Source organism: Geoalkalibacter ferrihydriticus DSM 17813 (assembly GCF_000820505.1).
Taxonomy (GTDB): domain Bacteria; phylum Desulfobacterota; class Desulfuromonadia; order Desulfuromonadales; family Geoalkalibacteraceae; genus Geoalkalibacter; species Geoalkalibacter ferrihydriticus.
In genome coordinates this window covers 508164-534712 of record NZ_JWJD01000001.1, presented here as the reverse complement: position 1 = coordinate 534712, position 26549 = coordinate 508164, and the positions used below count along the sequence as shown (strand labels likewise).

Genomic DNA, 26549 nt, shown 5'->3' with positions numbered 1-26549 from the left:
CAAGATAAGAGCCCTTTTAACCTTCATGGAGTAAGCTGATTCTGATGCCCGACACCCCGATACTCACGACCACCGATGAGCTTCTCACCCTGGCCGAAGAGTTGGCCGGCCAAGCGGCCATCGCCGTGGATCTCGAAGCCGATTCCATGCACCATTACCGCGAGCAGGTGTGCTTGCTGCAGGTGTCCACCACGGCGCGCACGGTGCTTATCGATCCCCTGGCGGTGCGCGATCTGTCGCCCCTCAAACCGGTGCTCGCCGATCCCGCCGTGCGCAAATACTTTCATGCCGCCGATTACGACATCCGCTGCCTGCACCGTGATTTTGCCATTGAGGTCCGCGGTCTGTTCGATACCATGATCGCCTGCCAGTTTCTCGGCGAAGAGAAAGTGGGACTGGCCGATGTGCTGCAAACCTATTTCGATGTGAGTCTCGACAAGCGCTTTCAGCGTGCCGACTGGTCGAAGCGCCCCCTTTCCGGCGAGATGATTCGCTATGCCGCAGAGGACACCCGCCATCTGCATCGGCTGGGGGAGTGGCTGGAAGGACGGCTGGCCGCCAAAGGCCGCCTGGATTGGGTGGCGGAGGAATTCGCTCTGCTTGAGGGCGTGCGGCATAACGAGAACCAGGGGCCGCTCTATCTGCGATTCAAGGGCGCTGGAATGCTCAAGCCGCGCCAGTTGGCGGTGCTCGATGCTCTGCTGCAATTTCGCGATGCAGAGGCGCAGCGCCGTGATTGCCCAGCCTTCAAGGTGTTGGGCAATTCAGCGTTGCTGGAGATAGCGCGTACCGCGCCCACCAGCCTGCGCGCCCTGGTCGGGCTGGCGGGCATGCCGGCGCGCTTGGTGGAGCGCTACGGCAGCCGGCTGCTCAAGGTCATCGAGGCGGCCATGGAGTTGCCCGATGCCCAACTGCCCCAGTTTCCCCGCAGCGAAAGATCCGAGCGCAATCCGGAGGCCGAAGCGCGTCTGAATCTGCTGAAAAAATGGCGTACCGCCAAAGCCGGGGAGTTGGGGATGGATCCGGGCATCCTGATCAACAACGCCGCTCTGGAGGAGCTGTCGCGTCGGCCCCCCGCAACCGCCCGGGCACTGGCTGAAAGCGCCTTGAAAAACTGGCAGAAGGACGTGCTCGGTGACGATATTATTGCCGTGCTCTTTGCTCCCCAATGAAAAAGCTGCGCGCCTTCGGTCCCCATGAACGACCCCTGGCCGCCCTGCTCAAAGGGCGTTTGGAACAGCAAGGCGTTGCCTGTCTGTTGCGCAACGAGGAACTGTTCGCGGCCATGGGCGAAATCCCATTTCTCGAATGTCGCCCCGAAATCTGGGTGGTCGACGATGAAGTCCTGCCGCGCGCTCGGCAACTGGTGGAAAACTGGCTCTATGAGGACATCGCCGCCCAGCCTTGGCGCTGCCCGGACTGCGGCGAAGAGCTGGAAAGACAGTTTGACCTGTGCTGGAAGTGCGGCCGCGAGCGGGTTTGACCTTCAGCGCGTCTTGCCGGGGATGCCCGGCTCCGTCATGGGGCGCGGATCGAGAATTCGCTCCAATTCTTCCGCGCTCAACAGATTTTTTTCCCTGACCACCTCCCGCACCGTTTTGTTCTGCTCCCAGGCGTCCTTGGCGATGGCCGCGGCATGGTCATAGCCCAGGACCGGCGCCAGGGCGGTGACCATCGCGAGGCTCTGCTCCACCAGCGCCTCGCAGCGCTCACGATTGGCCGCCAGCCCCTGAATGCAGCGCGCGCTGAAAACCCGGCTCGCCTGCGTCAGCAGTTCGATGCTCTGGAGCAGATTGTGGCTCATGACGGGCATCATGGTGTTGAGTTCAAAATTGCCCGAGAGCCCCGCAGCCCCGATGGCGGCATCGTTGCCGATAACCTGGACACAGGCCTGCATGAGGCTCTCAGCCATGACCGGGTTGACCTTGCCCGGCATGATCGAGCTGCCCGGCTGCACCGCCGGCAGTTCCAGCTCGCCCAGTCCGCAACGCGGCCCGCTGCCGAGAAAACGGATGTCGTTGGCGATTTTGAACAGGGCCGTGGCGCAGGCCTTGAGGGCGCCGCTCAGATTGACCACGGCATCACGGCCGGCCTGGGCCTCGAAATGATTGGCCGCCTCGCGCAGGGGCAACCCCGTGGCCTGGGCGAGCCCGGCGATGACCTTGGCGGCAAACTCCGGATGGGTGTTGATACCGGTGCCCACCGCCGTGCCGCCCAGGGGCAGCTCGTTGAGACCGTTGGAGGCACCCTCCAGGCGGCGGATGGACAGGGCCACCTGGCGCGCGTAGCCGGAAAACACCTGGCCGAGGCGGATGGGCACCGCATCCTGCAGATGGGTGCGGCCGATCTTGACGATGTCGTCGAAAGCGCCGGATTTTTCTCCCAGAGCCTCCTGCAGGTCGAAGAGCGCCGGGATGAGGCGCTGACGGGTTTCCACCGCCGCCGCAAGGTGCAGGGCGGTGGGGAAGACATCGTTGCTCGACTGGCCGAGATTGACGTGATCGTTGGGATGCACGGGATGCGCGCCGGATGCGGCGCCCAGCATCTGCGCGGCGCGCCGGGCGATGACCTCGTTGGCGTTCATGTTGGTGCTGGTCCCCGAGCCGGTCTGGAACACATCGACCACGAAATGCGCGTCGAGTTCTCCGGTAATGACCTCTTCCGCGGCCTCCATGACGGCCAGGGCGATTTCCTTGTCAAGCAGTCCCAGCTCCAGGTTGGCGCGCGCCGCGCCCTCCTTGATCATGCCCAGCGCACGGATGAAGGGACGCGGCATGCGTAGTCCGGAAATGGGAAAATTCTCCACCGCACGGGCCGTTTGCGCACCATAGAGCGCATCAGCCGGCACCTGCATCTCACCCATGGAATCTTTTTCAACACGAAAATCGCTCATGACGCCGCTCCTCGGAAAATCATATAAACTTCTTGGACACGGATCAAATCTGATCAAATCGGATTTGAAAGCGAAAGGAATTATCTGAAAAACCAGGGGAAAGATGAAACTTTGTCTTTTCGCCCTGATCCGCCTTGATCAGATCTGGTCCGTGTCCCAGTGCTTTGCCATTTATCTTATAATTCTGCCGCCTGGCGCTGATTTGTCAATATTTTCAGGGTGGCTGCGTTCGGCGCTTTGTGCGCAACGCGATCTGCAGTAGAATGCGCCGATGAGCGATCTGGCCTTTTTTCTCATTCTCTTCAGTGCCTTCATGCACGCCCTGTGGAACCTGCTGGTCAAGCGCAGCGTCGACAAGACAGTCTTCATCTGGTGGATGTTCATCAGTTCGGGCCTCCTGCTCAACCTCGCGCTGCTGTTTCTGCCCGGCGCGTTCCCCGTGCCCGATCTGCGCATTCTGCTCCTCGGTGCCGTCGGCGGGCTGTGTTTCGTGCTCTACCATCTGTTTAACGGCCGCGCCTATCGCGACGGCGATATGTCTCTGACCTATCCCCTGGCGCAGACCTCCATGCTTTACGTGCCGGTATGGGGCGTTCTGTTTTTCGGTGAACGTCTGTCTCTGTTCGGCCTGCTCGGCATCGCCCTGATTGCTGCAGGCGCCTACAGCATCCAGTTGCGCCGCTTCGCCCTGAACGAGGTGCTGCGCCCGTTCCGCAGCCTCAGCGAGCCACCGGTTATCGCCGCGCTCATCGCCGGGTTTATCTACTCGGTGGGGGCGGTCATCGACAAGACCGGGGTGATGATCTATCCGCCTTTTCATTTCACCTATCTGCTGGTCATGTTCATGCTGGTGTTCATGACCGCCAACCTGCTGCGCCCGCGCTACCGGGGTCGGGTCGTCGCTGAATGGCGGCGCAGTCGCCATTTGATTCTCATTTCCGGGCCGGTGATGATGGGCTCCTTTCTCACCTTTCGCTTCGGCCTGCAACTGGCGCCGGTCAGCTACGCCGTGCCCATGCGCCAGGTCAGCCTGCTCATCGGTGTGCTTATCGGCGTGCTGTTTCTGCGTGAAAGCTGTGGCCGCATCCGCTTCGCCGCGGCGTTGGTGATTCTCACCGGAGCCTGTTTCCTGAGGCTGGGGTAGAGGGGCTGTCCCTGGTCACTGGTCCTTGGCCCTTTGCTAAAAGCTCAAAGGCTCAAAACCGGTAATTAAGGACAAAGGACTGGGGACAAGGGACGATTTATTTTATGAAAAATCTCGCCAATTTTTTCTTCGAAGCCGGTATGCTCAAGCGCACGCCACGCACCGGCTTTCAGTTTCTCGGCTCGGGTACCGAATCGGTGGCCGAACATATCTTTCGCGCCACGCTCATCGGCTATTCCCTGGCGCGTCTCGACGGCGGCGTGGATGTCGGGCGGGTACTGGCGCTGTGCCTTTTTCACGACATTCCCGAAGCGCGCACCGGCGATCTCAACTACGTCAACAAAAAGTACGTAAAGGTCGATGAAGAGCGTGCCGTGGACGATCTTGCCCGCACCTTGCCCTTCGGTGATGACTACCGCGGGCTGCTCGCCGAATTCGCCGCCGGCGAAACACCTGAAGCGCGCATCGCCCACGATGCCGATCAGCTCGAAATGATCCTGGCACTCAAAGAGTACAAGGACCTTGGCAACCGCTATGCCGACGAGTGGTATCCCTTCGCCGTGCGCCGTCTGCGCACCGAGTCCGCCAAGCGCCTGGCGGAAACCATCTGGGCTACGGATTCGACGCGCTGGTGGTTCGACGAGAACAGCGACTGGTGGGTGAGGGGAGGCAGCTAGGCTCCTAGGCTCTGTTCGGCGGTTGACGCAAGGCTCATGAGGTGCTAATAATACCTGCTCATTTTCCGAAAGAAGGCTATCCATGCTCGATCTCAAATATCTGCGTGACCAACTCGACGAAGCGGAGCGGCGCCTGCAGCAGCGCGGCGGCGAACTCGATCTCTCTGATTTTCGTGATTTCGACCAGCGTCGGCGCGCCCTGTTGCAGGAGGCGGAAAGCCTCAAGGCCGAGCGTAACCAGGTTTCGGCGCTCATCGGCCGCACCAAGGATAAAAGCCAAGTGCAGGGCGAGATCGTCCGCATGAAAGAGGTCTCCGGCCGAATCAAGGATCTCGATGCCGAACTCAAGGCCGCCGAAGAGGCCCTGCAGGGCCTGCTCATGCAGATTCCCAACCTTCCCCACGAGCAGATTCCCCTGGGCACCTCCGAGGCCGACAATGTCGAGGTGCGTCGCTGGGGCACGCCGCCGAGTTTTTCCTTCACCCCCAAGGCCCACTGGGATCTGGGCGAGGATCTCGCCATTATAGACTTTGAGCGAGCGGGCAAGATTACCGGGGCGCGTTTTTCCCTCATGCGCGGCGCCGGTGCGCGCCTGGAGCGGGCGCTGATCAACCTGATGCTCGACCTGCATACGCAAGAACACAAATATGTTGAAGTATTGCCGCCCTTTATGGTAAACAGAGAATCCATGACGGGGACCGGACAGCTCCCCAAGTTCGAAAGCGATCTTTTTCATACCGACGACGTCGATTTCTTTCTGGTGCCGACGGCCGAAGTGCCGGTGACCAATATCCACCGCGATGAAATTCTGGCCGCCGCGCAGTTGCCGATTTCCTACGCCGCTTACACGCCCTGCTTCCGCAAGGAGGCCGGGTCTCACGGACGCGACGTGCGCGGGCTGATCCGTCAGCACCAGTTCAACAAAGTCGAGCTGGTCAAGTTCACCCGCCCCGAAGATTCCGACACCGAGTTGCAGGCCCTGCTCGGTCATGCCGAAAAAGTGCTGCAGTTGCTCGAACTGCCTTATCGGGTGGTGGATCTGTGCAGCGGTGACTTGGGTTTTTCCGCAGCCCGCACCTTTGATATCGAAGTCTGGCTGCCCGGTCAGGAGGCCTATCGCGAGATTTCCTCCTGCTCCAACTTCCGCGACTTCCAGGCGCGCCGCGCCGGCATCCGTTTTCGCCGTGAAGAAGGTGCCAAGCCTGAATTCGTGCATACCCTCAACGGTTCGGGACTGGCCGTTGGGCGCACTCTGGTGGCGATTCTGGAAAACTACCAGCAGCAGGACGGTTCGGTGGTTGTTCCTGAAGTTCTGCGACCTTACATGGGCGGTTTGGAACGCATCAGCAAGAGTTGAGACAGACCTGCGGAGGAGTGGCCGAGTGGTTGAAGGCGGCGGTCTTGAAAACCGTTGAACGAAAGTTCCGTGGGTTCGAATCCTACCTCCTCCGCCAATTTTGATTTCGGGTCTGGTAGGGATTGAAGCATCGTTGGAAATAGAATATATAAGCAGGTTGTACGGAGAGGTGGCCGAGTTGGCTGAAGGCGCTCGCCTGCTAAGCGAGTGTACGGGGTAAACCTGTACCGAGGGTTCGAATCCCTCCCTCTCCGCCAGTTTAAAAACATTCCTTTCATTGTAAGAGACGCGTTACCCAGCCCCTTCCACTGTTTTTCGCCTTATCCGGTCTGGCACGATGTTTTTTGCCGAACAGAGGATCACTCACGATTTGCCCATAAATGTTTTTTTTGCCCTTATTCTGTGCTTCCTGTTGCTTGGGTGCACCGAAAAGCAGGAACCGCCTCTGGAATCTTCGGCAGTGGAGACTCTCGGAGAGCCCCTGCGGGTCTGCCCCTCGCGGGCGTTGATCATCGTGCCTCCCGAAGTTCATGGGCAATGGAAGGCGGTGAGAATCGCCGTTTACGACCGCGAAACGGGACACGAAGAAGTTCACACCGCCCATATCGGCGAAGAATTCAAATTCGGTGACGCAGGGCTCAGTCTGGAGGTCAGAAACTTTCTCCCGCACTTTGTCATGAACGGTCTGGTGATGACCTCGGCTTCCAATCGCCCCGAAAATCCGGGCACCCAGATCGCCATTCACGACGAGGGTGAGGAAATCTACTGCGGCTGGCTGTTCAGCCTCTACCCCGAGGCCCATGCCTATGAGCACCCCCGCTACGTTTTCAATCTGGTGGATTTCTTTCCCAGCGAACAGGATGACCTCAATTAGGCCTTGACATTCTCTCGAATTTGAGAGATAAGAGTACCCTCTTTGCGCGCCTCTAGCTCAGCTGGATAGAGCGTCTGACTACGGATCAGAAGGCCGGGAGTTCGAATCTCTCGAGGCGCGCCACTAAAATCAAGGGCTTAGCTGAAATTTCAGCTAAGCCTTTTTTGGTTTTTAAGGTCTCGGTTGTCTGACTGTGGTCCGGCGTTCCCGAGGCTGATCACTTCTCTTATCCCTTCCACCGTCATTCACCATCCCCAAGTCATTCCTTGGCTTTTCGGTTCACGGACGGTTAGAAAAATGTTATGCTGCAAGCGTTTTTTGCTTTTCTGATTCGATGCGGAAAAACCGAGGGCGAGCATGGCCATTCCGTACCACCAATTCCCGATATCCCCATTGATGATCTCGGCCGGCGACGGAAGGGGTTTACGCACATGCGATCCTTATCACCTTTCGGTGCTGCCATCGTGTGGGCTCTATAAGCAGGAGCAGTGACGATGAGTCAGTTGGAATGGATTCGTACCGGGCGCAAGGCCTTGGGCCTGTCCCAGGGCAAGCTGGGGAAAATGGTCGGCGCCACCCAGGTGCTGGTGTCGCAGTGGGAAACCGGCAAGGCGGAGCCGTCCCCGGAACAGGGTGCGAAGCTGACAGAGCTGTTCGGCAACCCAGCGCCGAAAGTAGAACCTGCCGCCAAGCCTGCCGAAAAACCGCGCAAAGCGAAAAACGGCAACGGCAGGGCGGTTGCGCCGAAGAAGCAGAAGAGCTTCGAGCAGACGCTCTGGGATACTGCCGACCGGCTGCGGGGCAGCGTCGAGTCGTCCGAGTACAAGCACGTGGTACTGAGCCTGATCTTCCTCAAGTTCATCAGCGACAAGTTCGAGGAGCGCCGCAGGGAGATTATCGCCGAGGGGAAAGAAGCGTATGTCGACATGGTGGAGTTCTACACCATGAAGAACGTCTTCTACCTCTCCGAAGAGTCGCGCTGGTCGTTCATCCAGAAAAACGCCAAGCAGGACGACATCGCGGTGAAGATCGACACCGCCCTGCACACGGTCGAGAAGAACAACAAATCCCTGCGCGGGGCGCTGCCCGACAACTACTTCTCCCGCCTCGGTATCCAGGTCAGCAAGCTGGCTGCCCTGATCGACTCCATTGACAACATCGACACCGTCGCGGACAAAGAAGAGGATGTCGTCGGGCGGGTCTACGAATACTTTCTCGGCAAGTTCGCCGCCACCGAAGGCAAGGGCGGCGGTGAGTTCTACACCCCCAAGTGCGTGGTCAACCTCATCGCCGAGATGATCGAACCCTTCCGGGGGAAGATCTACGACCCCTGCTGCGGTTCGGGCGGCATGTTCGTGCAGTCGGTCAAGTTCGTCGAGAGCCATCAGGGGAACAAGAAGGATGTCTCCATCTACGGCCAGGAGCTGACCGCCACCACCTACAAGCTGGCGAAGATGAACCTCGCTATCCGGGGGATCGCCACCAACCTGGGGGACGTCCCCGCCGATACCTTCTTCAGGGATCAGCATCCCGACCTCAAGGCCGATTTCATCATGGCCAACCCGCCCTTCAACCTCGACCAGTGGCGCGGAGCCGACGAGCTTCTCGACGACCCGCGCTGGTCCGGCTACGACGTCCCGCCCACCGGCAACGCCAACTACGCCTGGATTCTGCACATGATCTCCAAGCTCTCCGAGAACGGGGTGGCGGGCTTCGTCCTGGCGAATGGGTCGATGTCGACCAACACGCGAGGCGAAGGAGCGATACGCCAAAAGATGATCGAAAATGATCTGGTCGACTGCATGATTGCCCTGCCGGGACAGCTCTTTTACACCACCCAGATTCCGGTCTGCCTCTGGTTTATCACCAAGAACAAGAAAGCCCAGATCATCGAAGGGCACAGCGACAGCAATCACCGCGATCGCCAGGGAGAGACGCTTTTCATCGACGCCCGCAATATGGGGATGATGATCGATCGCACCCATAAGGAGTTAACCTCCGACGACATTGCCGAGATAGCCCGTACTTATCACGCATGGCGAGGTGAAGCGAAGGATGGGGCTTATGAGGACAAACCCGGTTTCTGCAAGGTGGCAACGCTGGAGGAAATCAAGGCCAACGATTTCGTTCTGACGCCGGGGCGGTATGTGGGTGCTGCGGAAATCGCGGATGATGGCGTGCCTTTCGAAGAGAAGATGGCTGAGCTGACCCAGACCCTTTACCGGCAGATGGACGAGTCGGTGAAACTCGATACTGAGATTCGGAAGAATCTGGAGGTGTTGGGTTATGGGGGGTGAGTGGCAAGAATCATTTCTCACTGACTTGTATGAAATCGGCTCAGGCTTATCAAAACCGGCAAAAGATTTTGGCTCTGGGTACCCATTTCTCGCCTTCAAAGACGTTTTTAACAACTTCTTTTTGCCTGAGACCCTTACCCAGTTGGTTCAGTCGAGCGAAAAAGAGCAAGAAAAATGCTCTGTGAAACGCGGGGATGTATTTCTTACTCGTACCAGCGAAACGATGGATGAGCTTGGGATGAGTAGTGTTTCCCTGAAAGACTATGAAAAAGCTACTTTTAACGGCTTCACAAAGAGACTGCGCCCGAAAGAGGGGAACTGCCTTGTACCAGAATATGTTGGCTATTTTCTGCGAAGCCAAAAATTTAGAAGGGCGATGTTGGCATTTTCCACAATGTCCACGAGGGCAAGTCTCAATAATGGAATGATCAGCCGCTTAAAGATATCCCATCCTTCGATCCAAGAACAAAGAACGATCGCCTATATTCTGAAAACCCTCGACGACAAAATCGAACTCAACCGCCAGATGAATGTCACGCTGGAGGCGATGGCGCAGGCGCTGTTCAAGAGCTGGTTTGTCGATTTCGATCCGGTGATCGACAACGCCCTTGCCGCAGGCAACCCCATCCCCGAGGAGCTGCAAGCCAGGGCCGATGCCCGGGCGGCCCTCGGTGACAAGCGCAAACCCCTCCCCGAAGCGATTCAAAAGCAGTTTCCGAGCCGCTTTGTCTTTACCGAGGTGATGGGGTGGGTGCCGGAGGGGTGGAACCCGGTTAAGCTTGGGGACTATGTCACTGTCAAAAGAGGAGGTTCTCCAAGGCCCATTCATGATTACTTGGTCGAAAACGGTCTACCTTGGGTGAAAATCAGTGATGCTACCGCAAGCTCTTCACGCTTTATAATGAGTACAAAGCAGTACATCAAACCAGAAGGACTGAAGAAAACGGTAATGTTAAAGAAAGGAGAGCTAATCCTTTCCAACAGTGCGACGCCAGGCTTGCCAATGTTTTTGAATCTGGACGCATGCATACACGATGGTTGGCTCTTTTTTCCCAAAAAAAGATGGTTTGGGGATCTGTATCTTTATCAGCTTTTTTTGGTTGTTCGCAGCGAATTGCTTTTGCAGGGTAACGGGAGTGTATTCACTAACTTAAAGACTGATATTCTTAAAAACCATTTAGTTGTAATGCCTGGTGAGTCAATACTGAAAGAGGTAGAGATCCAGCTTAGGGTTGGCCACCGGAAGTCATTATTAATTCAGGAAGAAATAGAGTCTCTGGTGGCGACAAGAGACACCCTCCTCCCCAAGCTCCTCTCCGGCGAACTTCGCCTCCCGGATGCCGAGAAACTGGCGGCGGAGGCCGTATGAGCCAGAATCAGGAATCCGTCGGCGAATTCATCCTCTACTCCACCGAGGACGGCAAGACCCGGGTCGAGTGTCGCTTCGAAAACGAGACGATCTGGCTTTCGCAGGCGTTGATGGCGGAATTATACGATCGCTCGAAGAAGACCATCAGTGAACACCTGCAGAACCTCTTTGACGAAGGGGAACTGGACTCTGATTCAGTTGTCCGGAATTTCCGGACAACTGCCAGCGTTGGCAAAGGCTACGATGTGCAGCACTACAACCTCGAAGCCATCCTGGCCGTTGGTTACGGAGCACCAGAGCAAGTTTGTGTTGACTGAGTGGACATTGTGGACATTGTGGACTTTGTGGAGGGGCGAGGTGGAACGGGAGCGGCTGATTGCAAAACATGGGGGCTACCGAAAGCTGAAGAGCTTTCAGATCGCGCAGCTGGTCTACGATGTGACGGTGCGATTCTGCGACCGCTATATCGACCGCTTCAGCCGCACCCGCGACCAGATGGTGCAGGCGGCCCGCAGCGGGGTGCAGAACATCGCCGAAGGGTCCCAGGCCTCGGCAACCTCGAAGAAAACCGAACTGAAACTGACCCAGGTGGCACGGGCCAGCCTGGAAGAACTGAAGCTCGATTACGAGGATTTTCTGCGCCAGCGGCGGCTGCGCCAGTGGTCGAAAGAAGACCCCTTGCGGCAAGAGCTGATCGACCGGCGCTGCCGAACCGCCGATGAGGTTGCGGCCTGGGTGATGGTCGTGGCGAAGAGCAGTGGACCTGGTGGACAGTGTGGACTTAGTGGACAGCTCGGAAAAAAGTCCACCGCGTCCACCCGGTCCACACTGTCCACCCGAACCTACCCCGAGCTGTCCGCCAACGCAGCCCTGGTGCTGCTGGCCGTGGCTTGCTCTTTGCTCGACCGGCAGGTGGCGCAACTGGCGGAAAACTTTGAAAACGATGGCGGGTTTACCGAACGACTGTACCGGGTACGCAAGCAGAAGCGGGGTTATTAAACCATGACGTTCACCGAGGAAAAGCTCGAGCAGGCGATCATCGCCCTGATGGAAAAGCAGGGCTACCCGCACCACCGGGGCGATTCCTTCACCCGCCCGCCGAGCGAGGTGCTGATCAAAGATGACCTGCGCGCCTACCTCGCCAGACGCTACGCCGGCGACAGTATCACCGAAGGCGAGATCGACAGCATCATCCGCCAGCTCGAGACCCTCCCCGCCAACGACCTCTACGAATCCAACAGATCCATCCACAAGCGCATTGCCGACGGCTTCCTTCTCAAGCGCGAAGACCGCACCCAGAAAGACCTCTACATCCAGCTCATCGACTACGCGGGACTGCCCGAGCAGCGGATTCCCCGGCCTGGCGAGGTGGAAACCCTGGTGGCTGAAGGCGAGGACGGCTACGGCGGGTCCAACAACATCTTCAAGATCGTCAATCAGCTGGAAATCGAGGGGACGGAGAGACGCATCCCCGACGCCATCCTCTACGTCAACGGCCTGCCGCTGGTGGTCTTCGAGTTTAAGAGCGCCATCCGCGAAGAGGCGACCATCCATGATGCCTACGTGCAGCTCACCAACCGCTACTGCCGCGACATCCCCGAGCTGATGAAGTACAACGCCCTGTGCGTGATCTCCGACGGGGTCAACTCGCGCATGGGCTCACTCTTCGCCCCCTACGACTTCTTTTACACCTGGCGCAAAGTCACCGGCAACGAGACCATTGAGCATGACGGCATCAGCTCTCTGCACACCATGATCAAGGGGCTCTTCGACAGGGACCGCCTGCGCGAGGTGATCCGCCATTTCATCTATTTTCCCGATGTCTCCAAGCAGCAGGTTAAGGTCGTCTGCCGCTACCCGCAGTTCTACGCCGCGCGCAAGCTCTACGCGAACATCAAGTGCCACCGTAAGCCGGAAGGCGACGGCAAGGGCGGAACCTACTTCGGCGCCACCGGCTGCGGAAAGAGCTTCACCATGCTCTTTCTCACCCGGTTGCTGATGAAGAGCGTCGATTTCGAAAGCCCGACCATTGTGCTGATCACCGACCGCACCGATCTCGACGATCAGCTCTCGGGCCAGTTCACCGGCGCCAAAAACTACATTGGCGACCAGACCGTCGTCAGCGTCGAGAGCCGCGAGCAACTGCGCGACCTGCTCAAAGGCCGCAACAGCGGCGGGGNACCGGCGCCAAAAACTACATTGGCGACCAGACCGTCGTCAGCGTCGAGAGCCGCGAGCAACTGCGCGACCTGCTCAAAGGCCGCAACAGCGGCGGGGTCTTTCTCACCACCATTCATAAATTTACTGAGGACACCTTGCTGCTCACCGAACGCAGCAACGTCATCTGCATCTCCGACGAGGCGCACCGCAGCCAGGTCAACCTCGACCAGAAGGTGCGGGTGACCGAGAACGGGGTCAGGCGCACCTACGGCTTCGCCAAATACCTGCACGACTCGCTGCCCAACGCCACCTACGTCGGTTTCACCGGCACCCCCATCGACGCCACCCTCGATGTCTTCGGCGACGTGGTCGATGCCTACACCATGACCGAATCGGTCAAAGACGGTATCACCGTGCGCATCGTCTACGAGGGACGCGCCGCCAAGGTCATCCTCGACAACCAGAAGCTCAAGGAGATCGAGGGCTATTACGACCAGTGCGCCGAAGCCGGCGCCAGCGAGTACCAGATCGAAAAAAGCAAGAAAGCAAGCGCCAGCATGTCGACCATCCTCGGCGACCCCGACCGCATCAAAGCGTTGGCCCTCGACTTCGTCCACCACCATGAAAAACGGCTGGAGGAAGGGGCCACCGTCAAGGGCAAGGCGATGTTCGTCTCCAGCAAGCGCGAGATCGCCTACGCCTTGTGGAAAGAGCTGATCGACCTGCGCCCCGAGTGGAACAGGGTATTGGCCTGCGAAGAGGGCGCGCAGCTCACAGAGCGAGAGCAGCAGACCATCAAGCCGATGGAGCGGGTCAAGATGATCATGACCCGGGGGCAGGACGATCCCAAAGAGCTGTACGACCTGCTCGGCACGCCGGAGTACCGCAAGGAGCTCGACCGGCAGTTCAAGAACGAAAAATCCAACTTCAAGATCGCCATTGTCGTCGATATGTGGCTGACCGGCTTCGACGTTCCTTTCCTCGACACCATCTACATCGACAAGCCGATCCAGCGCCACAACCTGATCCAGACCATCTCCCGGGTTAACCGCAAGTTCGAGGGGAAGGAGAAGGGGCTGGTGGTCGACTACATCGGCATCAAGAAGCAGATGAACCTGGCCCTGGCCCACTACAACAAGGCCGACAAGCAGAACATCGAGGAAATCGCTCAATCCATCGTCGTGGTGCGCGACCACCTTGATCTGCTGAACCGCATGTTCCACCGCTTCGACACCACCCCCTACGACAGCGGAAGCCCCGTGGAACAGCTCAATTGCCTCAACAACGCCGCCGAGTACGTCCAGATCACCGATAAGATCGAGAAACGCTTCATGCAGCTGGTCAAGCGCCTGAAGGCGGCCTACGACATCTGCTGCGGTTCGGAAGAAATCACCCAGGCCGAGCGCGACAAGATCCACTTCTATCTGGCAATCCGCTCCATCGTCCTCAAGCTCACCAAAGGCAACGCCCCCGATACCGCCCAGATGAACGCCAAGGTGCGGGAGATGATCGAGGAGGCGCTGAAGAGCGACGGCGTGGAAGAGGTCTTCAAGATGGGCGAGGATAAGGCCGGCGCGGTCGATCTTTTCGACGCGGACTACCTGGCCAAGATCGAGAAGATCAAGCTGCCCAACACCAAGATCAAGATCCTGCAGCATCTGCTCGCCAAAGCTATCGACGACTTCAGGAAGATCAACAAGGCCAAGGGAACCGACTTTTCAAAAAAGTTCAAGGCGCTGGTCGACGCCTATAACGAGCGCAAGGAAGACCCCACCTACCTGGGCGAAGTCTACGAGGACATCACCAACGAGATCGTCGACATGATCCGCGCCCTGAAAAAGGAGATGGAGGCGGGGGAAGACCTCGGAATCGACATTGAAGAAAAGGCCTTCTACGACATTCTGAAGGGGCTGACGGTCAAGTACGAGTTCACCTATCCCGAGGAAAAGCTCATCGCTCTGGCCCAAGCCGTGAAGCAGGTGGTGGATGACAAGGCCAGGTACACCGACTGGAGTCAGCGCGACGACATCAAGGCCGAGCTGAAGGTCGATTTAATCCTGAAATTGGCGGAGTTCGGCTATCCGCCGGTGGATCGGGATGAAGTTTACAAAGAGATTTTTGAGCAGGCGGAGAATTTTAAGAAGTACCGGGCTGGTGCCTAAGTAGTGAATAGTCCATGGCCTCAAAGGCTGTGTTTGGATGCTTGCCCCGCCGCACTGGATAAAACCGCGAATCACCGAAAGTCCTCGCTCTTTCTCCGCAGCTGACATTGACAGCATTCAGTTCCCTGGTTTAATGCGGAGGTGGCAGTTCACCTTCTTCTTTACGGAGGGGAGAATGGCAAGGGTCGCCGACGAGCGTGTTTTCATCTATCGCGTTGACGCGCAGAATCGCATCGGGTTCGTGAACCGCGCGTGGCTTGACTTCGCACAGGAGAACGAAGCGCCGGAGTTGATCGCCGAGCGGGTTTTGGGGCGGGAGCTTGATGCTTTCATTGCCGATTGGGAGACCCGGCATCTCTATGAAATCATTTATGAGAGGGTGCGTCAAGCCGGGCGAACTTTCTATCTTCCCCTGCGTTGCGACTCTCCCACCCGAAGGCGGTATCTTCGGATGGAAATTTCTCCCTTGCCCCTTGCAGGCATGGAGTTTTCGGTGAGGGTTGAGCGCATGGAGGAGCGTAGCCCCATCCTCCTTCTCGATGATTCAGTGGAGCATTCAAAAGAATTTGTGGTGATTTGCAGTTGGTGCAAGAAAATCGAGATCGGCGCGGGGCGCTGGGCCGAAATTGAGGACGCCACCGAGAAGGCGGAAATCTTTGGCGCCGCACCGCCCAGCCTGACGCATACTGCCTGCCCGGACTGCCTGGCGACGATCCGTCGCCAGCTAGGGGATGGCTGAAGGTTGTCGTGCGCTTGGGGCGTCGAAAAAAAATGGCGCCTGCCTGCCCGACCCGCCCGCGCCCGGGACTAATCAATTAAGTCTCGGACATCCTGCCGCAGAATTTCGATCTTGAAGGGTTTGGTGAGATAACCACTCGCACCGATCTCAAGTGCTCGATCGAGCGTGGCCTGCTGATTTTTCGCGGTTAGTATGAGAACCGGGCAGTCACGCGTTTTCTGCCTTCCCTTGAGAGCTTTTAAAGTTTCAAGCCCATCGATGCCGCCCGGCATCACCATATCCAGAATGATGAGGTCCAGGTTTTCCCGCTGAGCAATCTCGAGCGCTTTTTCCCCGCTTTCCGCTTCAAAAAAGTGGAAAGGCTCGGAATCGAGGGTGAGCTTTACGATCTGACGAATGCTTGCCTGGTCATCGACCACGAGGATGTTTTTCATCCCTGCTGCGCCTCCTTGCCCCGCTGCAGCCAGACATCGATCGCCTCAGCCACGCGTCGCGCTTCGCGCATGGCGAGAATCACGGTTTGCGGTTCATGCACCACGTCGCCGGCAGCGAAAACGCCTTCGCGGGTGGTCATGCCGTAGTAGGGTTGGGTTTCGGTGAGGACGTAGCCCTGGGTGCTGGTCTTGATGCCGGTGGTGGTCGAGACGATGCGCGCGAAGGGCTTCTGGCCGATGGCGATGATCACCTTGTCGCAGGGCCGTTCCTGTTCCGTCCCGGGAACCGGCAGGATCACGCTCTCCCGTCCGCTAAGCTGACGCGCAAAGTTCTGCAACACCACGCCTTCCACCCGGTCCTTGCCGAGAATCCGCACGACGCTGCGTTCAAAATGAAAATTTATCCCTTCGTGCAATGCTTCTTCGTATTCCTTGTCACTGGCGCGCCGCTCCTTTTCGGGCACGATATCGACCACCTCGACCTGCTGGGCGCCGAGTCTGAGGGCCGAACGCGCGGCATCGACGGCGACATTGCCGGCGCCCACAACCAGCACGCTGTCGCCCGGCTGAACCGGGTAGGGGCTGTTCGGCAGGCTGCCGTCGCGGATCAGGCTCAGGGTTTCGAGAAAGTAGATGGCCTGCATGGCGCCGGGCAAGCTCTCGCCTTCAACACCGAGCTTGCGCGCCAGGCCGGTGCCGGTGCCGATGAACACCGCCTGATAGCCCATGGCGAAGAGCTGATCAAGGGTCAGGTCCTCTCCGATGGTCACGCCGGTTTCCAGGCGTGCTCCAAGGTTGCGCACGATCTCGATCTGCTTATCGACCACCTCATTAGGCAGACGGTATTCGGGGATGCCGAGCCGCAGCACCCCACCGGCCTTTTGCTGTGCTTCGAAAATGGTGACGCGGTAGTTCTGCTTGGAGAGGATCGCCGCCACCGAGAGTCCCGCCGGACCCGAGCCGATCACCGCCACCTTGCCGCGCAGGCGGTTGAGAGCCAGTTCCATCTCCTTTTCGGCAAGAAAGCGCTCAAGTTTGCTGATCCTGATGCCCTGGCCTTTGCGACCCAGTACGCAGGCGCCCTCGCATTGCTCGTTGTGCGGGCAGACGCGCGCGCAGATGATGGCCAGGTTGCTGTTTTCATTGATGATGTCGATGGCCCTTTGATAGTCCTTGGCCTCGATGGCGCGGATGATATCGGGGATGCGGTTTTCGATGGGACAGCCCTTAACGCAGGCGGGATTTTTGCATTTGAGGCAGCGGCGCGCCTCTTCCAGCGCTTCTTCTTCGCTGAAGCCTTGTTCGAGTTCGTCGAAATTGAGCAAGGGATACTCCTCGGAGTAAAGTGATTTGCCGCGCAGGATAGCATAGTTTGCTCTGTGCGGGCAAAGCGGTGCGTCTTTCCGGGGGCTGGATCAGATCTCGTGAGGCAGCAAGGGATCTGCTTGTCCCAGCTCACCGTGGGCCTCGGCAAGGTGGCCGATGTCTCGCCAGTCCAGCCCTAAAATGCCGCAGCCATAGGCATCCACGGCAACCGGGTCATACCCGCAGACAAGCAGGTTGGGCGCCGGATCGCAGGTGGGCCCCCAGAGATGGGCTTTCTGCATGCCGACGCTGGCGTCGAGCAGGGTGAAGTCGGGTCTGCGGTAGCGGTTGAGGTCGCAGATGGCGTCGTGAATTCCCGTGTGAAAGGCGGCCTTTTTCCAGTGGCCGCCCTGCTGGTAGTGACGAGGCGGGGCGGCGCCCATCATGTTTTTCATGCTCAGGGTGACGCCGGCCAGGGTGTGCGCCTTGAGGACCGGGAGAGAAATGAGAAAGGATTCAAACAGCACCGAGGGCAGATGCATGCTTGGCCAGCGTCGACACTGAGGGTGGCTGATTTCAATAAGGGGCGCGTGATTGAGATCCAGCAGTTCGATTTTGCGGTCGGCGGCAAGTTCAGTGTACCCCAGGGTTGCGAAGCAGTGGGGGGTGTCGTATTCGAGGGAGCCACAGCCTTCCCCGATAATGATCCGTATTCCGGGTGCTTGCGCCTGAATGAAGTCGACTACGGCCGCCGTGAGGTCGACAGGGGTGGTTACGGGCGGGACGCTGGCCTCGACCAGGTTGGGTTTGAGCAGCACGGTGCGATGGCCGGCCAATTGCTGGGCCAGACCGGCCGCAGAGAGAAGGTGTGACACACTTGCGGTCCAACTGGAAAGAGAATGGACAAAAACCTCGCCGCGCTTTAGCGGCGGGTTGTTTCTGCCGGGATCAAACCGGCCGAATGTTTCTGCGCGGTTGGTCTGCATGACGGATCTCCTGGCGTTGCCGGTCTTCTTCGCAAATGTAGCATTGAAGGATTTGTGTCTGCAAGGTGCCCGAACGCAGCACCTCAGCATGAGCTGCCGCCGTGCGTCTGTGCATCTGCGCACTCGCGAAAGGCGTAACCTTGATGAAAATTTTGCCTGCCTGAACGTAGCCGCCCAAAGAACTTCGGGTTAAGATCACAACCATCGAAGGCCTGTTGTGGCAGGCGGGCTTTCGAAACCCTCTTCTCCCTCTCTCTGTTGAGACCCGGGGCGAGTCTGGATCCCTACCTCCTTCCAGGCTCGCCCCAATTTTTTTGTTTATTCCCTCCGAAAATCTGTTCCTGGAAAGAAAATCAGTGTTTTTCCGTAACTGTTCAGCATGCACCGCAGGACCCGGCGGCATCGCGTGCGGCAAAAACTCACCTGCGGCTCAAACATTTGCCGCAGCGCTCAACCGCCGCNGGCGGCATCGCGTGCGGCAAAAACTCACCTGCGGCTCAAACATTTGCCGCAGCGCTCAACCGCCGCATCCTGCGGTACTGTGGGACGTGCCAGCTGAATAGTTACGTTTTCCCTTCGAGATAAGAGTGCTTTCGGCGCTTGTCAAGGTCCGCCGATCGTGGTAAAAGATAGCTCCTTGTGTCGAGCATGGATGGCGAAACCTTTGATGACGATTGACCCCGCGCAGCAGTCCCAAGATCTGATGTTCATGGAGCTGGCGCTGGGCGAGGCGCGGCGGGCCGAGGCGCTGGGCGAAGTACCCATCGGCGCGCTTGTCGTTGAAAGTGGGCGGATTGTCGGGCGTGGCTGCAATTACCGCGAAACCAGCAATGATCCGACCACCCATGCCGAGATGCTGGCAATCCGCGAGGCGGCTGCCGCGCTCAATTCCTGGCGTTTGCTCGACACCACCCTGTATGTGACTCTGGAACCCTGTGTCATGTGCATGGGCGCGATTATTCTGGCGCGCATTCCGCGGCTGGTGTTTGCCTGTCGCGATCCGCGCGCCGGCGCCGTCGGCTCCATATACGATTTTTCCCAGGATCCGCGCTTCAATCATCGCGTGGCGGTGACCGAAGGCGTCTTGCAGCAGGAGTGCAGCGCGCTGCTCAGCGGCTTTTTTCGTCGGTTGCGCGAGGACAAGCGCCGAAAGCGAGCCGAGACTTGACGTTACTGGAACAAACCCCTGCGGAGGGGTGTCCGAGAGGTCGAAGGTGACAGACTCGAAATCTGTTGTACCGCAAGGTACCGTGGGTTCGAATCCCACCCCCTCCGCCATTTTAATTTTTGTATTGCGAGGTCAGTTGTTTTATAGCTGGCCTCGTTTTATTTTCACCTGATTCGGTGCGTGAACGCTTGCAGGAAGTTGCCGCCCCCGTTATCATATGGGCGCTGAAGAGTATTCTGGTCTCAGGGAGAACGCTTTGCGATCCATTCTGCTCGTTGATAATGACCGCCTCGGCCGAGAAACCCTCGCCGTGATGCTGCGCAAGGAGATCGGCTGTCCGGTGCTGGAGGCCGACTCGCCCGAGGAGGCGCTGGAATCCCTCGACGGGCAGGAAATCTCCTTGTTGATCAGCGACCTGTTCGCGCCCAAGGATCTTGGCGTCGAGCTGGTCAAGGCGGTGCTGCGCAAGAACCCCGAGGTGGTTTCGGTGGTCATGCTGCCCGCCGGCAATCGCGAGGCAGTGGTCAAGACTCTGCAAGCCGGTGCGCTGTTTTACCTCAACAAGCCGACCGATCTGGATGAAGCGATCATCGTCACCGCCCGCAGCCTGGAGCACTATGATCTGCTGGTCCACAAGGAAAAGCGCGGGCCGAAAATCCGCAAGACCGAAGGTTTTCACGGCATCATCGGCCAGTCGTCGGCAATGCAGACGCTATTCAACATCATTGAGCGGGTTGCCGAGGACGGCGAGAGCACGGTTCTCATCCAGGGCGAAAGCGGCACCGGCAAAGAGATGGTGGCCAAGGCGGTGCATGCCTTCAGCCCCCGCGCCGGTAAGAATTTCGTGCCCCTCAACTGCGCGGCGATCCCCGACGATCTGCTCGAAAGTGAACTTTTCGGCTACGTCAAGGGTGCCTTTACCGGTGCCAACCAGTCGAAGCAGGGACGTATCCAGTATGCCGAAGGCGGCACCCTGTTTCTCGATGAAATCGGTGACATGAAACCGGCTTTGCAGGCCAAGTTGCTGCGGGTGCTGCAAGAAAAAGAATTCGAGCCGGTCGGTGGGCTCAAACCTGTACGTGCCGATGTGCGCATTGTTGCGGCGACCCACCGCAATCTTGAGGACTCGGTGAAAAAGGGATTATTCCGCGAGGATCTTTACTATCGCTTGAGCGTTGTGCCCTTGCAGATTCCGCCTCTGCGCGAACGCAAGGAAGACATTGCGCTGCTCATCGAAAAATTCATGCAAGTGTATAATCGCGGCCGCAAGCGGGCCCTGGCCGGGTTTACCGGTGAGGCCCTGGCGGCGCTGCAAAATTATGCCTGGCCCGGCAACGTGCGTGAGTTGGAAAATCTGGTGCAGCGCCTGGCGATTCTGCATGCCGAAGGCCTGGTCAGCACCGCCGACCTGCCGGAAAAATATCGGGCCGGCTTCGATGGAGTGGCTCCCGAAGTGGTCTCGGCCCCGGTGTTGAGTTCGAACCCGGTGCGGAGTGCGGCGCCTGCGGCGCAGATTCCCGTGCGCGAAGCCGATGCGCCGAGCACCGATGGCGAGGTGGAGGCCCTGGAGAATCAGGCCGATTTCAATACCCTGGTGAGCGATTTTGAAGATCGCCTCATTCTGCAAGCTCTGACCCGTACCGGCGGCAACAAGAAAGAAGCGGCCGAGCTGCTGAATCTCAAGCGCACCACCCTTCTGGAAAAAATCAAGAAAAAGCAGCTCGACAGTTTTCTGGCTCGCGTCGGGCGCAATAAAGACTGATCAACCAGCAACCATTTTGACGAATAACAAAGCCCATTCCCGCGAGGGAGTGGGCTTTTTGCGTGGGCCTTTCCGGAATAATCAGGGTGCGGTGGCCGCGACCATGTGGCGGCCGAGTTTTTCGGCAATTTCCTTGCTGTCGGCGGGGGTCACCAGGATGTCGCGCACCCCGTAGCGCACGGCCTTGAGGACGCTGGTGCGCGTCCACTCGGGGCCGGCCATCACCAGGGGTACATTTTTCGGCAGAGCCGATTTAATTTTGATGGCGGTGGCGAAACCCTGCTCGGAAACCTGGTTCATGACCAGAAAAACGCCGTAAACCTTGTGGCCGTTGATAACCTGTTTGAGATTGTCCTGAAAGCGCATGATCTGGTGTTCCTGCCCCCGAGTTTGCAGCAACTGACCAAAGGGGGCGCCGGCCTCGGCGGTTTCGGCCACAACAAGAACGGTGCCCCGCTGCTGGTCCGCCTCCTCAGCGTCGGGCTCGGCTGCGGCCGCCTGCAAGGCAGCCAGATCCGAGCTGCTGATGGCATTGGCGTGGGTGACGCCGCGCTCGCTGGCGGCGTTTTCCGCCTGACGCGAAGCGCTGCTCTGATCCTGGCGCGTTGCGCTTGCCGCAGGCTGGGCTTTGGGTTCGTCAAACTTGATATCGAGCGCTGCGGCGGGAAAGAGCAGGTCGAGTTCACCCAGGGGCTTTTTTTCAAGGGCCAGTTGACAGGTGGCCAGGTAGTATTCGCCGGGGGCAAAGGGCGTGGCACCCTCGGGATCGACCTTGGTTGGGATCAACGGCTCGAGTTCGGTACGCTTGAGGTGCAGTTTGCGCGGGTACTGTTCTTCAAGAATCTTGGTCAAGGAGCCGGTGATGATGTTGGCGACCTCACCGTAGGCATCGGCCTCCTCGCCCTCGAATTTACTCGCCTTGACTTTAGCCGCAAGCTCCTCGTTGGGCAGCATGATGAGAGTGCCGCCGAACAGAATGGCATCACGCTGACGCACGATGAGAAAGGCTTCGCCCTGATGGTCGCCGTTGATTTCCATGCGCGCCAGAGCCCCCTTGTCGCGGGGTAGCGCCAGGTATTCGGCCTTGGTCAAGGGTTGAAAGACGGGGCCCGCGCATTTGACCGGCTGGCCGGTAAGATCTGAGAGATCCTTGGCGATTTCCTTGAAAGCGTTGCCGAGGATGTTGTCGACGATGTTGCGGGCCACTCCGGACGCCGGTGGCGCGCTTGGCTCAGGCGCCTCGGCTGCGGCGGGCTCAGCGGGTGCGGATTCCGGCTCGGCGCTTTGGGCCACGCGCGCCGCGGCCTGGCGCTCTTCGTTCGAGCTGTCCGGTGCCTTGCGCGCCGCCGCCTTGGTCGCGGTCTCCTCGGTTTGCGCTTTGCGTTGGGCGGCCGCAGCTTCCGGCTGTTCCGCCGGCGATGGGGCGGCGGCGGTTTTCTCTTCGGCCACCGGCAGGCCGAGCAGCGCAAAGGGAAACAGCAACTCCAGGGCGCCGAGAGCCTTGCCTTCCAAAGTCATGGTTGAGGTGCTGAGATGATAATGGCCCGGAGGGAAGGGGGCATCGGCGTCGAGGTCGACCTTGGTGGGAATGAGAACTTCGCTCTCGGTTTTTTTGAAATGCAGCTTTTTCGGATAGAGATCTTCGAAAACCGCCGTCACCGCGCCGACGATGATGTTGGCGACCTCGCCGAAGGCATCGCCTTCCTCGCCATCCAGAGTGGGATTCTTGATTTTTTCGGCCACTTCGTCGGCCGGTAGCATGATCAGGGTGCCGCCGAGCAGCACGGCGTCCTTGAGGGGCAGGATGATGGCCGCCTCGCCGCTGAAATCGCCGCTGCCGCTGACCCGGCTGTAGGCGCACTTATCCCGCGGAGTCGCAAAGAACTCCGGCTTGGTCACCGCCTGAAAGCGAGGTTCGGAAAGCTTGAATTCCTCGCCCATCAAGCTGGCGACCTCTTCGGCGATTTTAGCCATCGCCGATTTGAGAACGCTGTCGACTACCGCCCTTTGCACGTCAGGCTTCTTTCTTTTTTTAAGTGGTCTGCCGGTATTTCACTTCGACGAAAAACCTGCCTTCATCCAGAGTAAACGGAATGCAGATGCGGTTTTCGGCTTTTTGGCTCGCGATGCGAAAGGAGCGCCCGACGATGGTGGTAGGAATCGCCAGGCGTATATCCTGGCCGACATGGGCCAGACCTTCCTTGAGGCTGCCGGTGAGCATGTTGACCATCTCACCGATGGCGTCTTTGACATCATTATCGATTTCTTCGATTTCCATGCCGAGAAAGCTGCCGGTGATGCCGGTCGCCACTTCGGCCGGGCAGTGCAGGCTGAGCATCCCGCTGAAATCGCCGGAAAAGCCCAGCATGCCCGTAATGCCGCCTTTGAACGCGGCTTCCGTGGATGCATCTTCCGGGTCGGGCTTGACCTCAAGCATGAGCATGGTGGAAAAGACGCACCGGGTTGCGGTGACGATCAAAGGTTTGAGATCCACATTCTCCTCCCTGGCCGCCCGCGCTGCGGGCGGCAGATGGTGCACCTGATACCGGGGGTAAAAAAACAGGGCTCAGGCCTGTTTTTCCACCTGAATTTCCACCAAAAACTGTCCTTCGCCCAGGGTGAAAGGCATGATTACGCGATCCGTGTCGAGAATGCAGTTGATGCAATACTCCTCGCCGGTGATCGTCGAGGGAATGGACAGGGTAATATCCTTGCCGTTTTGCGACAAGACCATTTTCACCGATCCCGCCAACATGTTGGCCAACTCGCCGATGGCGTCGGTGACATCTTCATTGACTTCGTCCACATCCATGCCGAGAAAGCTGCTGGTGATGGACATGGCCACGGCGTCGGGGGTGTGAATGGCGATCATTCCTTTAAACAGGCCCGCCAGTCCGACCATGCCTGAGACCGTGCAGCTGTATTTTTGCGAACCCTCGTTGCGGGGTTCGCCGGGAATGACCTCGGTCATGATCATTGTCTCGAAGATTTCCCGAGTGGCGTCGCTGATGGTTTTTGCCAGATCCACGGTCGGCTCCTTTGTCGAGTGTTTAGATAAGACCGCCGAGGACGTCCTGTACCTGGTCGGCAGTGAAGGGTTTCTTGATGCTGCCTTTGGCGCCCAGCGCCTTGGCTTCGCCAAGGATGTCAGTGCCCGCCTCGGTGGTGATCATGACCACGGGAATGTCCTTGATGTCGTCGTTGGCCGCTTTCTGGCGCAAAAACTCCAGCCCGTCCATGTTGGGCATGTTGATGTCGGACAGAATCAGATCGACCTGCTCGGCGGCCAGAACCGACAGGGCTTCCTGGCCGTCGCCGGCTTCGAGGATCTTGCCGAATTCAAAACCGGCCTGACGCAGGGAGCGCTGTACGATTTTGCGCATGGTGTTGGAATCATCGATGATCAGTACGCTTGTGGCCATGGGTACCTCCTGGGTGTTTAGGTTCTTGGTTTGGGTTATTGAGTTGTGAGGATTTATTCGCTCAGGAGCCGTCGCCAGGAATCGCCCTCGGCGCCCAGGCAGAAATGGCCCCGGTCGGCCTGAAAGTGCCATTGCAGAAGGGTCGGTTCGAGCTTTCTGCATTCGATTTCACCGATCTCGGGCAGGCCCAGCTCAAAGGTCTGATTGGCGGGAAGTACTCGCGCGAGGAACAACCCGGCGATGGTGTTGAGCAGTTCCGTTAGAATGTCGGAGAGTTTCGCGCTCGCCAAGTCCTGCGGCGGCGCGGCATAGATGCCCGCGGCGATTTCGCGCAGCAACTCCTCGGGCATGAGCAGGTACAGCTCACCCTGCAGGGGATCCTTGACCAGCAGGCGGGCGCGGAACACCCGTTCATGGCTCTGACAGTCATGCGGTTCGCGCAGTGGCTGAATGTCCATGAACGCCATGTTTTCGAGGGTGGTGCTGACCGCCTCGAGCATGGCCTGCTCCACGCGGGCGGGCATGTCATGAGACATCGTTGTTCTCCTGGGGCAGCAGGGGCGCAAGAACCTTGAGCAACGGCGCCGGCGCCACGGGTTTGTTGAGCACGGCAAAGGCGCCCAATTCAAGCAGTTCTTTTTCCTTGGCCGGGTTGCCGGCGCTGGTGATGATCAGGACCGGCAATGCCGTGAGCCTGGGGCTGGTCTTGACCCACTTGAGCAGGGTGGCGCCATCCATCACCGGCATGTTGAGGTCGGAGACCAGCAGGTCGGTGGGCGCTTCCTTGGCCCTCTGCAGGGCCTCGCGGCCGTTTTCCGCCTCGATGAATTCAGCGTCGCGCAGGCCGATGATTTCCAGGCAGCGGCGGATGAACATGCGGGCGGTTTCCGAGTCGTCGGCGATCACAATGCGATTCACACCAGCTTCTCCTTGGCTTCGGCCATTGAATGGGTGATTTTTTGAAATTCCGTGTCGGCTTCGAGAATGATCTCGAAGAGCCCGTCCTGGGTCAGTTCAAAGAACTCCGGGTAGCTTGGGTCGAGGCGGTAGCGCAGAGAGTCGGCACCGGTGCCGCAGCCGGCCATCATGGCGATGATGTCGCCCAGGTGCACGGCATACACCAGGGGGCGCTGTTCGGGTGGCGCATCCTGGGGCGCATGGTGATGGCGAATCGCTGCTTGCAGAGACTGGGGCAGATGCCAGGCACGCGCCAGCTCCGATCCCGCCTCGGGATGATCGATGCCCAGGGTTTCGCGCTCGCCCTCCAGATAGTCGTTGAGCAGGTGCTCTTCGAGTTCACGCAGCAGGCCTTCGGGGGTGCCCTTGAGAAAATCAGAAATCAGCGCCTTGCCGATGTCGTGCAGCAATCCGGCGGTGAAGGCCAGATCGGGATTGAGGGGCGTGCGGCATTTGGTCGCCACCTCGCGCGCCGCGATGGCGGTGAGCAGATCGTGGCGCCAGAGGCTGCCCTTTTCACTCTCGTATCCCACCAGGGGTTTTTGAAAGAGCTGTGATGCGCAATCGCCGATGGCGATGCCGACCACCATGCGCTCGCCCAGGTAATTCACCGCGCGGTCGATGGAGGTGATTTCATAGAGCAGGCCGAAAGCGGCGGAGTTGACGGTTTTCAAGACCCGCGCGGTGAGCTGTGCGTCGGTGCGCACCACGGCGATGACTTCCGCCATTTCATGCTCGCGGGCCGCAGTGATCTGCAACAGGCGCGAGGCGCTGGGGGAGAGCATGGGCGCCTTTTTGATGGCCTCGAGAATGGCTTGACGATCGACCTTGGTTGCCATGGCG

The 26549-nt window shown here is 58.8% G+C and carries 26 protein-coding genes and 4 tRNA genes; 19 read left to right on the top strand and 11 right to left on the bottom strand.

The genetic code is table 11. From position 1 onward, the window contains the following. The first annotated feature begins 44 nt into the window (after window positions 1-44). Complete coding sequence (locus tag GFER_RS02660) at window positions 45-1172, top strand: ribonuclease D (protein ID WP_052445888.1); 1128 nt, start codon at window positions 45-47, stop codon at window positions 1170-1172. Further along, the gene (locus GFER_RS02655; protein WP_040095790.1) at window positions 1169-1483 is read left to right on the top strand and encodes a putative signal transducing protein; all 315 of its coding nucleotides are present in this window, start codon (window positions 1169-1171) and stop codon (window positions 1481-1483) included. Before GFER_RS02660 ends, GFER_RS02655 begins: the two co-directional genes overlap by 4 nt. Window positions 1484-1486: 3 nt before the next feature. Here the strand turns inward: GFER_RS02655 and GFER_RS02650 are convergent, their stop codons facing one another. Beyond that, window positions 1487-2893 (bottom strand): class II fumarate hydratase, encoded by a 1407-nt coding sequence (locus GFER_RS02650; protein ID WP_040095788.1) that lies wholly within the window; start codon window positions 2891-2893, stop codon window positions 1487-1489. 271 nt (window positions 2894-3164) lie between these two features. Here GFER_RS02650 and GFER_RS02645 point away from each other — a divergent pair, with 271 nt between their 5' ends. The 14 genes from GFER_RS02645 to GFER_RS02580 all read left to right on the top strand — a co-directional run bounded on the left by GFER_RS02645 (window position 3165) and on the right by GFER_RS02580 (window position 15672). Continuing rightward, on the top strand, window positions 3165-4037 hold the full coding sequence (locus GFER_RS02645) for an EamA family transporter (protein WP_040095786.1): 873 nt from the start codon (window positions 3165-3167) through the stop codon (window positions 4035-4037). Window positions 4038-4141: 104 nt separating this feature from the next. Next, the gene (locus GFER_RS02640; RefSeq protein ID WP_040095783.1) at window positions 4142-4714 is read left to right on the top strand and encodes an HD domain-containing protein; all 573 of its coding nucleotides are present in this window, start codon (window positions 4142-4144) and stop codon (window positions 4712-4714) included. An 82-nt stretch (window positions 4715-4796) separates the two neighbouring features. Continuing rightward, window positions 4797-6071: a serine--tRNA ligase gene (serS, locus tag GFER_RS02635; protein ID WP_040095780.1), complete on the top strand. Its 1275-nt coding sequence runs from the start codon at window positions 4797-4799 to the stop codon at window positions 6069-6071. Between the two features lie 11 nt (window positions 6072-6082). Beyond that, window positions 6083-6168 (top strand) — tRNA-Ser (locus GFER_RS02630). A gap of 66 nt (window positions 6169-6234) precedes the next feature. Further along, window positions 6235-6328, top strand: a tRNA-Ser gene (locus GFER_RS02625). Between the two features lie 113 nt (window positions 6329-6441). Then, a complete protein-coding gene (locus GFER_RS02620) occupies window positions 6442-6945 on the top strand; it encodes a DUF2155 domain-containing protein (RefSeq protein WP_161807375.1) in 504 nt (167 codons plus the stop codon). Window positions 6946-6991: 46 nt separating this feature from the next. Continuing rightward, a tRNA-Arg gene (locus GFER_RS02615) sits at window positions 6992-7068 on the top strand. A 371-nt stretch (window positions 7069-7439) separates the two neighbouring features. Further along, window positions 7440-9242, top strand: a complete 1803-nt coding sequence (locus GFER_RS02605) for an N-6 DNA methylase (RefSeq protein WP_161807374.1) — start codon at window positions 7440-7442, stop codon at window positions 9240-9242. Beyond that, a complete protein-coding gene (locus tag GFER_RS02600) occupies window positions 9232-10611 on the top strand; it encodes a restriction endonuclease subunit S (protein WP_040095774.1) in 1380 nt (459 codons plus the stop codon). Before GFER_RS02605 ends, GFER_RS02600 begins: the two co-directional genes overlap by 11 nt. Beyond that, a complete protein-coding gene (locus GFER_RS02595; RefSeq protein WP_040095772.1) occupies window positions 10608-10928 on the top strand; it encodes a hypothetical protein in 321 nt (106 codons plus the stop codon). The genes GFER_RS02600 and GFER_RS02595 overlap by 4 nt, the downstream gene beginning before the upstream one ends. A 40-nt stretch (window positions 10929-10968) precedes the next feature. Further along, window positions 10969-11610 (top strand): four helix bundle suffix domain-containing protein, encoded by a 642-nt coding sequence (locus tag GFER_RS02590; protein ID WP_040095770.1) that lies wholly within the window; start codon window positions 10969-10971, stop codon window positions 11608-11610. A gap of 3 nt (window positions 11611-11613) precedes the next feature. After that, window positions 11614-13014, top strand: a complete 1401-nt coding sequence (locus GFER_RS19170) for a type I restriction endonuclease (RefSeq protein ID WP_200889282.1) — start codon at window positions 11614-11616, stop codon at window positions 13012-13014. Further along, window positions 12927-14933, top strand: a complete 2007-nt coding sequence (locus GFER_RS19165; RefSeq protein ID WP_200889281.1) for a type I restriction endonuclease subunit R — start codon at window positions 12927-12929, stop codon at window positions 14931-14933. Before GFER_RS19170 ends, GFER_RS19165 begins: the two co-directional genes overlap by 88 nt. 175 nt (window positions 14934-15108) lie before the next feature. Further along, entirely contained in the window at window positions 15109-15672 is a 564-nt protein-coding gene (locus GFER_RS02580; protein WP_040095767.1) for a hypothetical protein, read from the top strand. Between the two features lie 68 nt (window positions 15673-15740). Here the strand turns inward: GFER_RS02580 and GFER_RS02575 are convergent, their stop codons facing one another. The 3 genes from GFER_RS02575 to GFER_RS02565 all read right to left on the bottom strand — a co-directional run bounded on the left by GFER_RS02575 (window position 15741) and on the right by GFER_RS02565 (window position 18397). After that, window positions 15741-16106, bottom strand: a complete 366-nt coding sequence (locus tag GFER_RS02575) for a response regulator (RefSeq protein ID WP_052445886.1) — start codon at window positions 16104-16106, stop codon at window positions 15741-15743. Continuing rightward, entirely contained in the window at window positions 16103-17431 is a 1329-nt protein-coding gene (locus GFER_RS02570) for an FAD-dependent oxidoreductase (RefSeq protein ID WP_040095765.1), read from the bottom strand. Before GFER_RS02570 ends, GFER_RS02575 begins: the two co-directional genes overlap by 4 nt. Window positions 17432-17521: 90 nt before the next feature. Then, window positions 17522-18397, bottom strand: a complete 876-nt coding sequence (locus tag GFER_RS02565; protein ID WP_082047783.1) for a DUF362 domain-containing protein — start codon at window positions 18395-18397, stop codon at window positions 17522-17524. Window positions 18398-19064: 667 nt separating this feature from the next. Here GFER_RS02565 and tadA point away from each other — a divergent pair. From tadA to GFER_RS02550, 3 genes are all read left to right on the top strand, one after another. Then, a complete protein-coding gene (gene tadA, locus GFER_RS02560) occupies window positions 19065-19565 on the top strand; it encodes a tRNA adenosine(34) deaminase TadA (protein ID WP_040095762.1) in 501 nt (166 codons plus the stop codon). Between the two features lie 22 nt (window positions 19566-19587). Beyond that, window positions 19588-19675: transfer RNA gene (locus tag GFER_RS02555), tRNA-Ser, on the top strand. 146 nt (window positions 19676-19821) lie between these two features. Continuing rightward, window positions 19822-21327: a sigma-54-dependent transcriptional regulator gene (locus tag GFER_RS02550; protein WP_040095759.1), complete on the top strand. Its 1506-nt coding sequence runs from the start codon at window positions 19822-19824 to the stop codon at window positions 21325-21327. Between the two features lie 81 nt (window positions 21328-21408). Here the strand turns inward: GFER_RS02550 and GFER_RS02545 are convergent, their stop codons facing one another. The 7 genes from GFER_RS02545 to GFER_RS02515 all read right to left on the bottom strand — a co-directional run bounded on the left by GFER_RS02545 (window position 21409) and on the right by GFER_RS02515 (window position 26545). Beyond that, window positions 21409-23340 (bottom strand): hypothetical protein, encoded by a 1932-nt coding sequence (locus GFER_RS02545; RefSeq protein WP_040095757.1) that lies wholly within the window; start codon window positions 23338-23340, stop codon window positions 21409-21411. Window positions 23341-23359: 19 nt separating this feature from the next. Next, window positions 23360-23821: a chemotaxis protein CheX gene (locus GFER_RS02540; protein WP_040095755.1), complete on the bottom strand. Its 462-nt coding sequence runs from the start codon at window positions 23819-23821 to the stop codon at window positions 23360-23362. Between the two features lie 72 nt (window positions 23822-23893). Next, on the bottom strand, window positions 23894-24355 hold the full coding sequence (locus tag GFER_RS02535) for a chemotaxis protein CheX (RefSeq protein WP_040095753.1): 462 nt from the start codon (window positions 24353-24355) through the stop codon (window positions 23894-23896). 22 nt (window positions 24356-24377) lie between these two features. Continuing rightward, window positions 24378-24749 carry a response regulator gene (locus GFER_RS02530; protein ID WP_040095751.1) on the bottom strand — a complete coding sequence of 124 codons (372 nt, stop codon included), beginning with the start codon at window positions 24747-24749 and terminating at the stop codon, window positions 24378-24380. Window positions 24750-24802: 53 nt separating this feature from the next. Further along, window positions 24803-25285, bottom strand: a complete 483-nt coding sequence (locus tag GFER_RS02525; RefSeq protein WP_040095749.1) for a chemotaxis protein CheX — start codon at window positions 25283-25285, stop codon at window positions 24803-24805. Further along, window positions 25275-25667 carry a response regulator gene (locus GFER_RS02520; RefSeq protein ID WP_040095747.1) on the bottom strand — a complete coding sequence of 131 codons (393 nt, stop codon included), beginning with the start codon at window positions 25665-25667 and terminating at the stop codon, window positions 25275-25277. Before GFER_RS02520 ends, GFER_RS02525 begins: the two co-directional genes overlap by 11 nt. After that, the gene (locus GFER_RS02515; protein WP_052445883.1) at window positions 25664-26545 is read right to left on the bottom strand and encodes an HDOD domain-containing protein; all 882 of its coding nucleotides are present in this window, start codon (window positions 26543-26545) and stop codon (window positions 25664-25666) included. The genes GFER_RS02520 and GFER_RS02515 overlap by 4 nt, the downstream gene beginning before the upstream one ends. Window positions 26546-26549: the final 4 nt, after the last annotated feature.

Coding starts and splice junctions, on each gene's coding strand:
- GFER_RS02660 (WP_052445888.1), top strand. CDS start 45: ATGCCCGACACCCCGATACTCACGACCACCGATGAGCTTCTCACCCTG.
- GFER_RS02655 (WP_040095790.1), top strand. CDS start 1,169: ATGAAAAAGCTGCGCGCCTTCGGTCCCCATGAACGACCCCTGGCCGCC.
- GFER_RS02650 (WP_040095788.1), bottom strand. CDS start 2,893: ATGAGCGATTTTCGTGTTGAAAAAGATTCCATGGGTGAGATGCAGGTG.
- GFER_RS02645 (WP_040095786.1), top strand. CDS start 3,165: ATGAGCGATCTGGCCTTTTTTCTCATTCTCTTCAGTGCCTTCATGCAC.
- GFER_RS02640 (WP_040095783.1), top strand. CDS start 4,142: ATGAAAAATCTCGCCAATTTTTTCTTCGAAGCCGGTATGCTCAAGCGC.
- serS (WP_040095780.1), top strand. CDS start 4,797: ATGCTCGATCTCAAATATCTGCGTGACCAACTCGACGAAGCGGAGCGG.
- GFER_RS02605 (WP_161807374.1), top strand. CDS start 7,440: ATGAGTCAGTTGGAATGGATTCGTACCGGGCGCAAGGCCTTGGGCCTG.
- GFER_RS02600 (WP_040095774.1), top strand. CDS start 9,232: ATGGGGGGTGAGTGGCAAGAATCATTTCTCACTGACTTGTATGAAATC.
- GFER_RS02595 (WP_040095772.1), top strand. CDS start 10,608: ATGAGCCAGAATCAGGAATCCGTCGGCGAATTCATCCTCTACTCCACC.
- GFER_RS02580 (WP_040095767.1), top strand. CDS start 15,109: ATGGCAAGGGTCGCCGACGAGCGTGTTTTCATCTATCGCGTTGACGCG.
- GFER_RS02575 (WP_052445886.1), bottom strand. CDS start 16,106: ATGAAAAACATCCTCGTGGTCGATGACCAGGCAAGCATTCGTCAGATC.
- GFER_RS02565 (WP_082047783.1), bottom strand. CDS start 18,397: ATGCAGACCAACCGCGCAGAAACATTCGGCCGGTTTGATCCCGGCAGA.
- tadA (WP_040095762.1), top strand. CDS start 19,065: ATGACGATTGACCCCGCGCAGCAGTCCCAAGATCTGATGTTCATGGAG.
- GFER_RS02530 (WP_040095751.1), bottom strand. CDS start 24,749: ATGGCCACAAGCGTACTGATCATCGATGATTCCAACACCATGCGCAAA.
- GFER_RS02525 (WP_040095749.1), bottom strand. CDS start 25,285: ATGTCTCATGACATGCCCGCCCGCGTGGAGCAGGCCATGCTCGAGGCG.
- GFER_RS02515 (WP_052445883.1), bottom strand. CDS start 26,545: ATGGCAACCAAGGTCGATCGTCAAGCCATTCTCGAGGCCATCAAAAAG.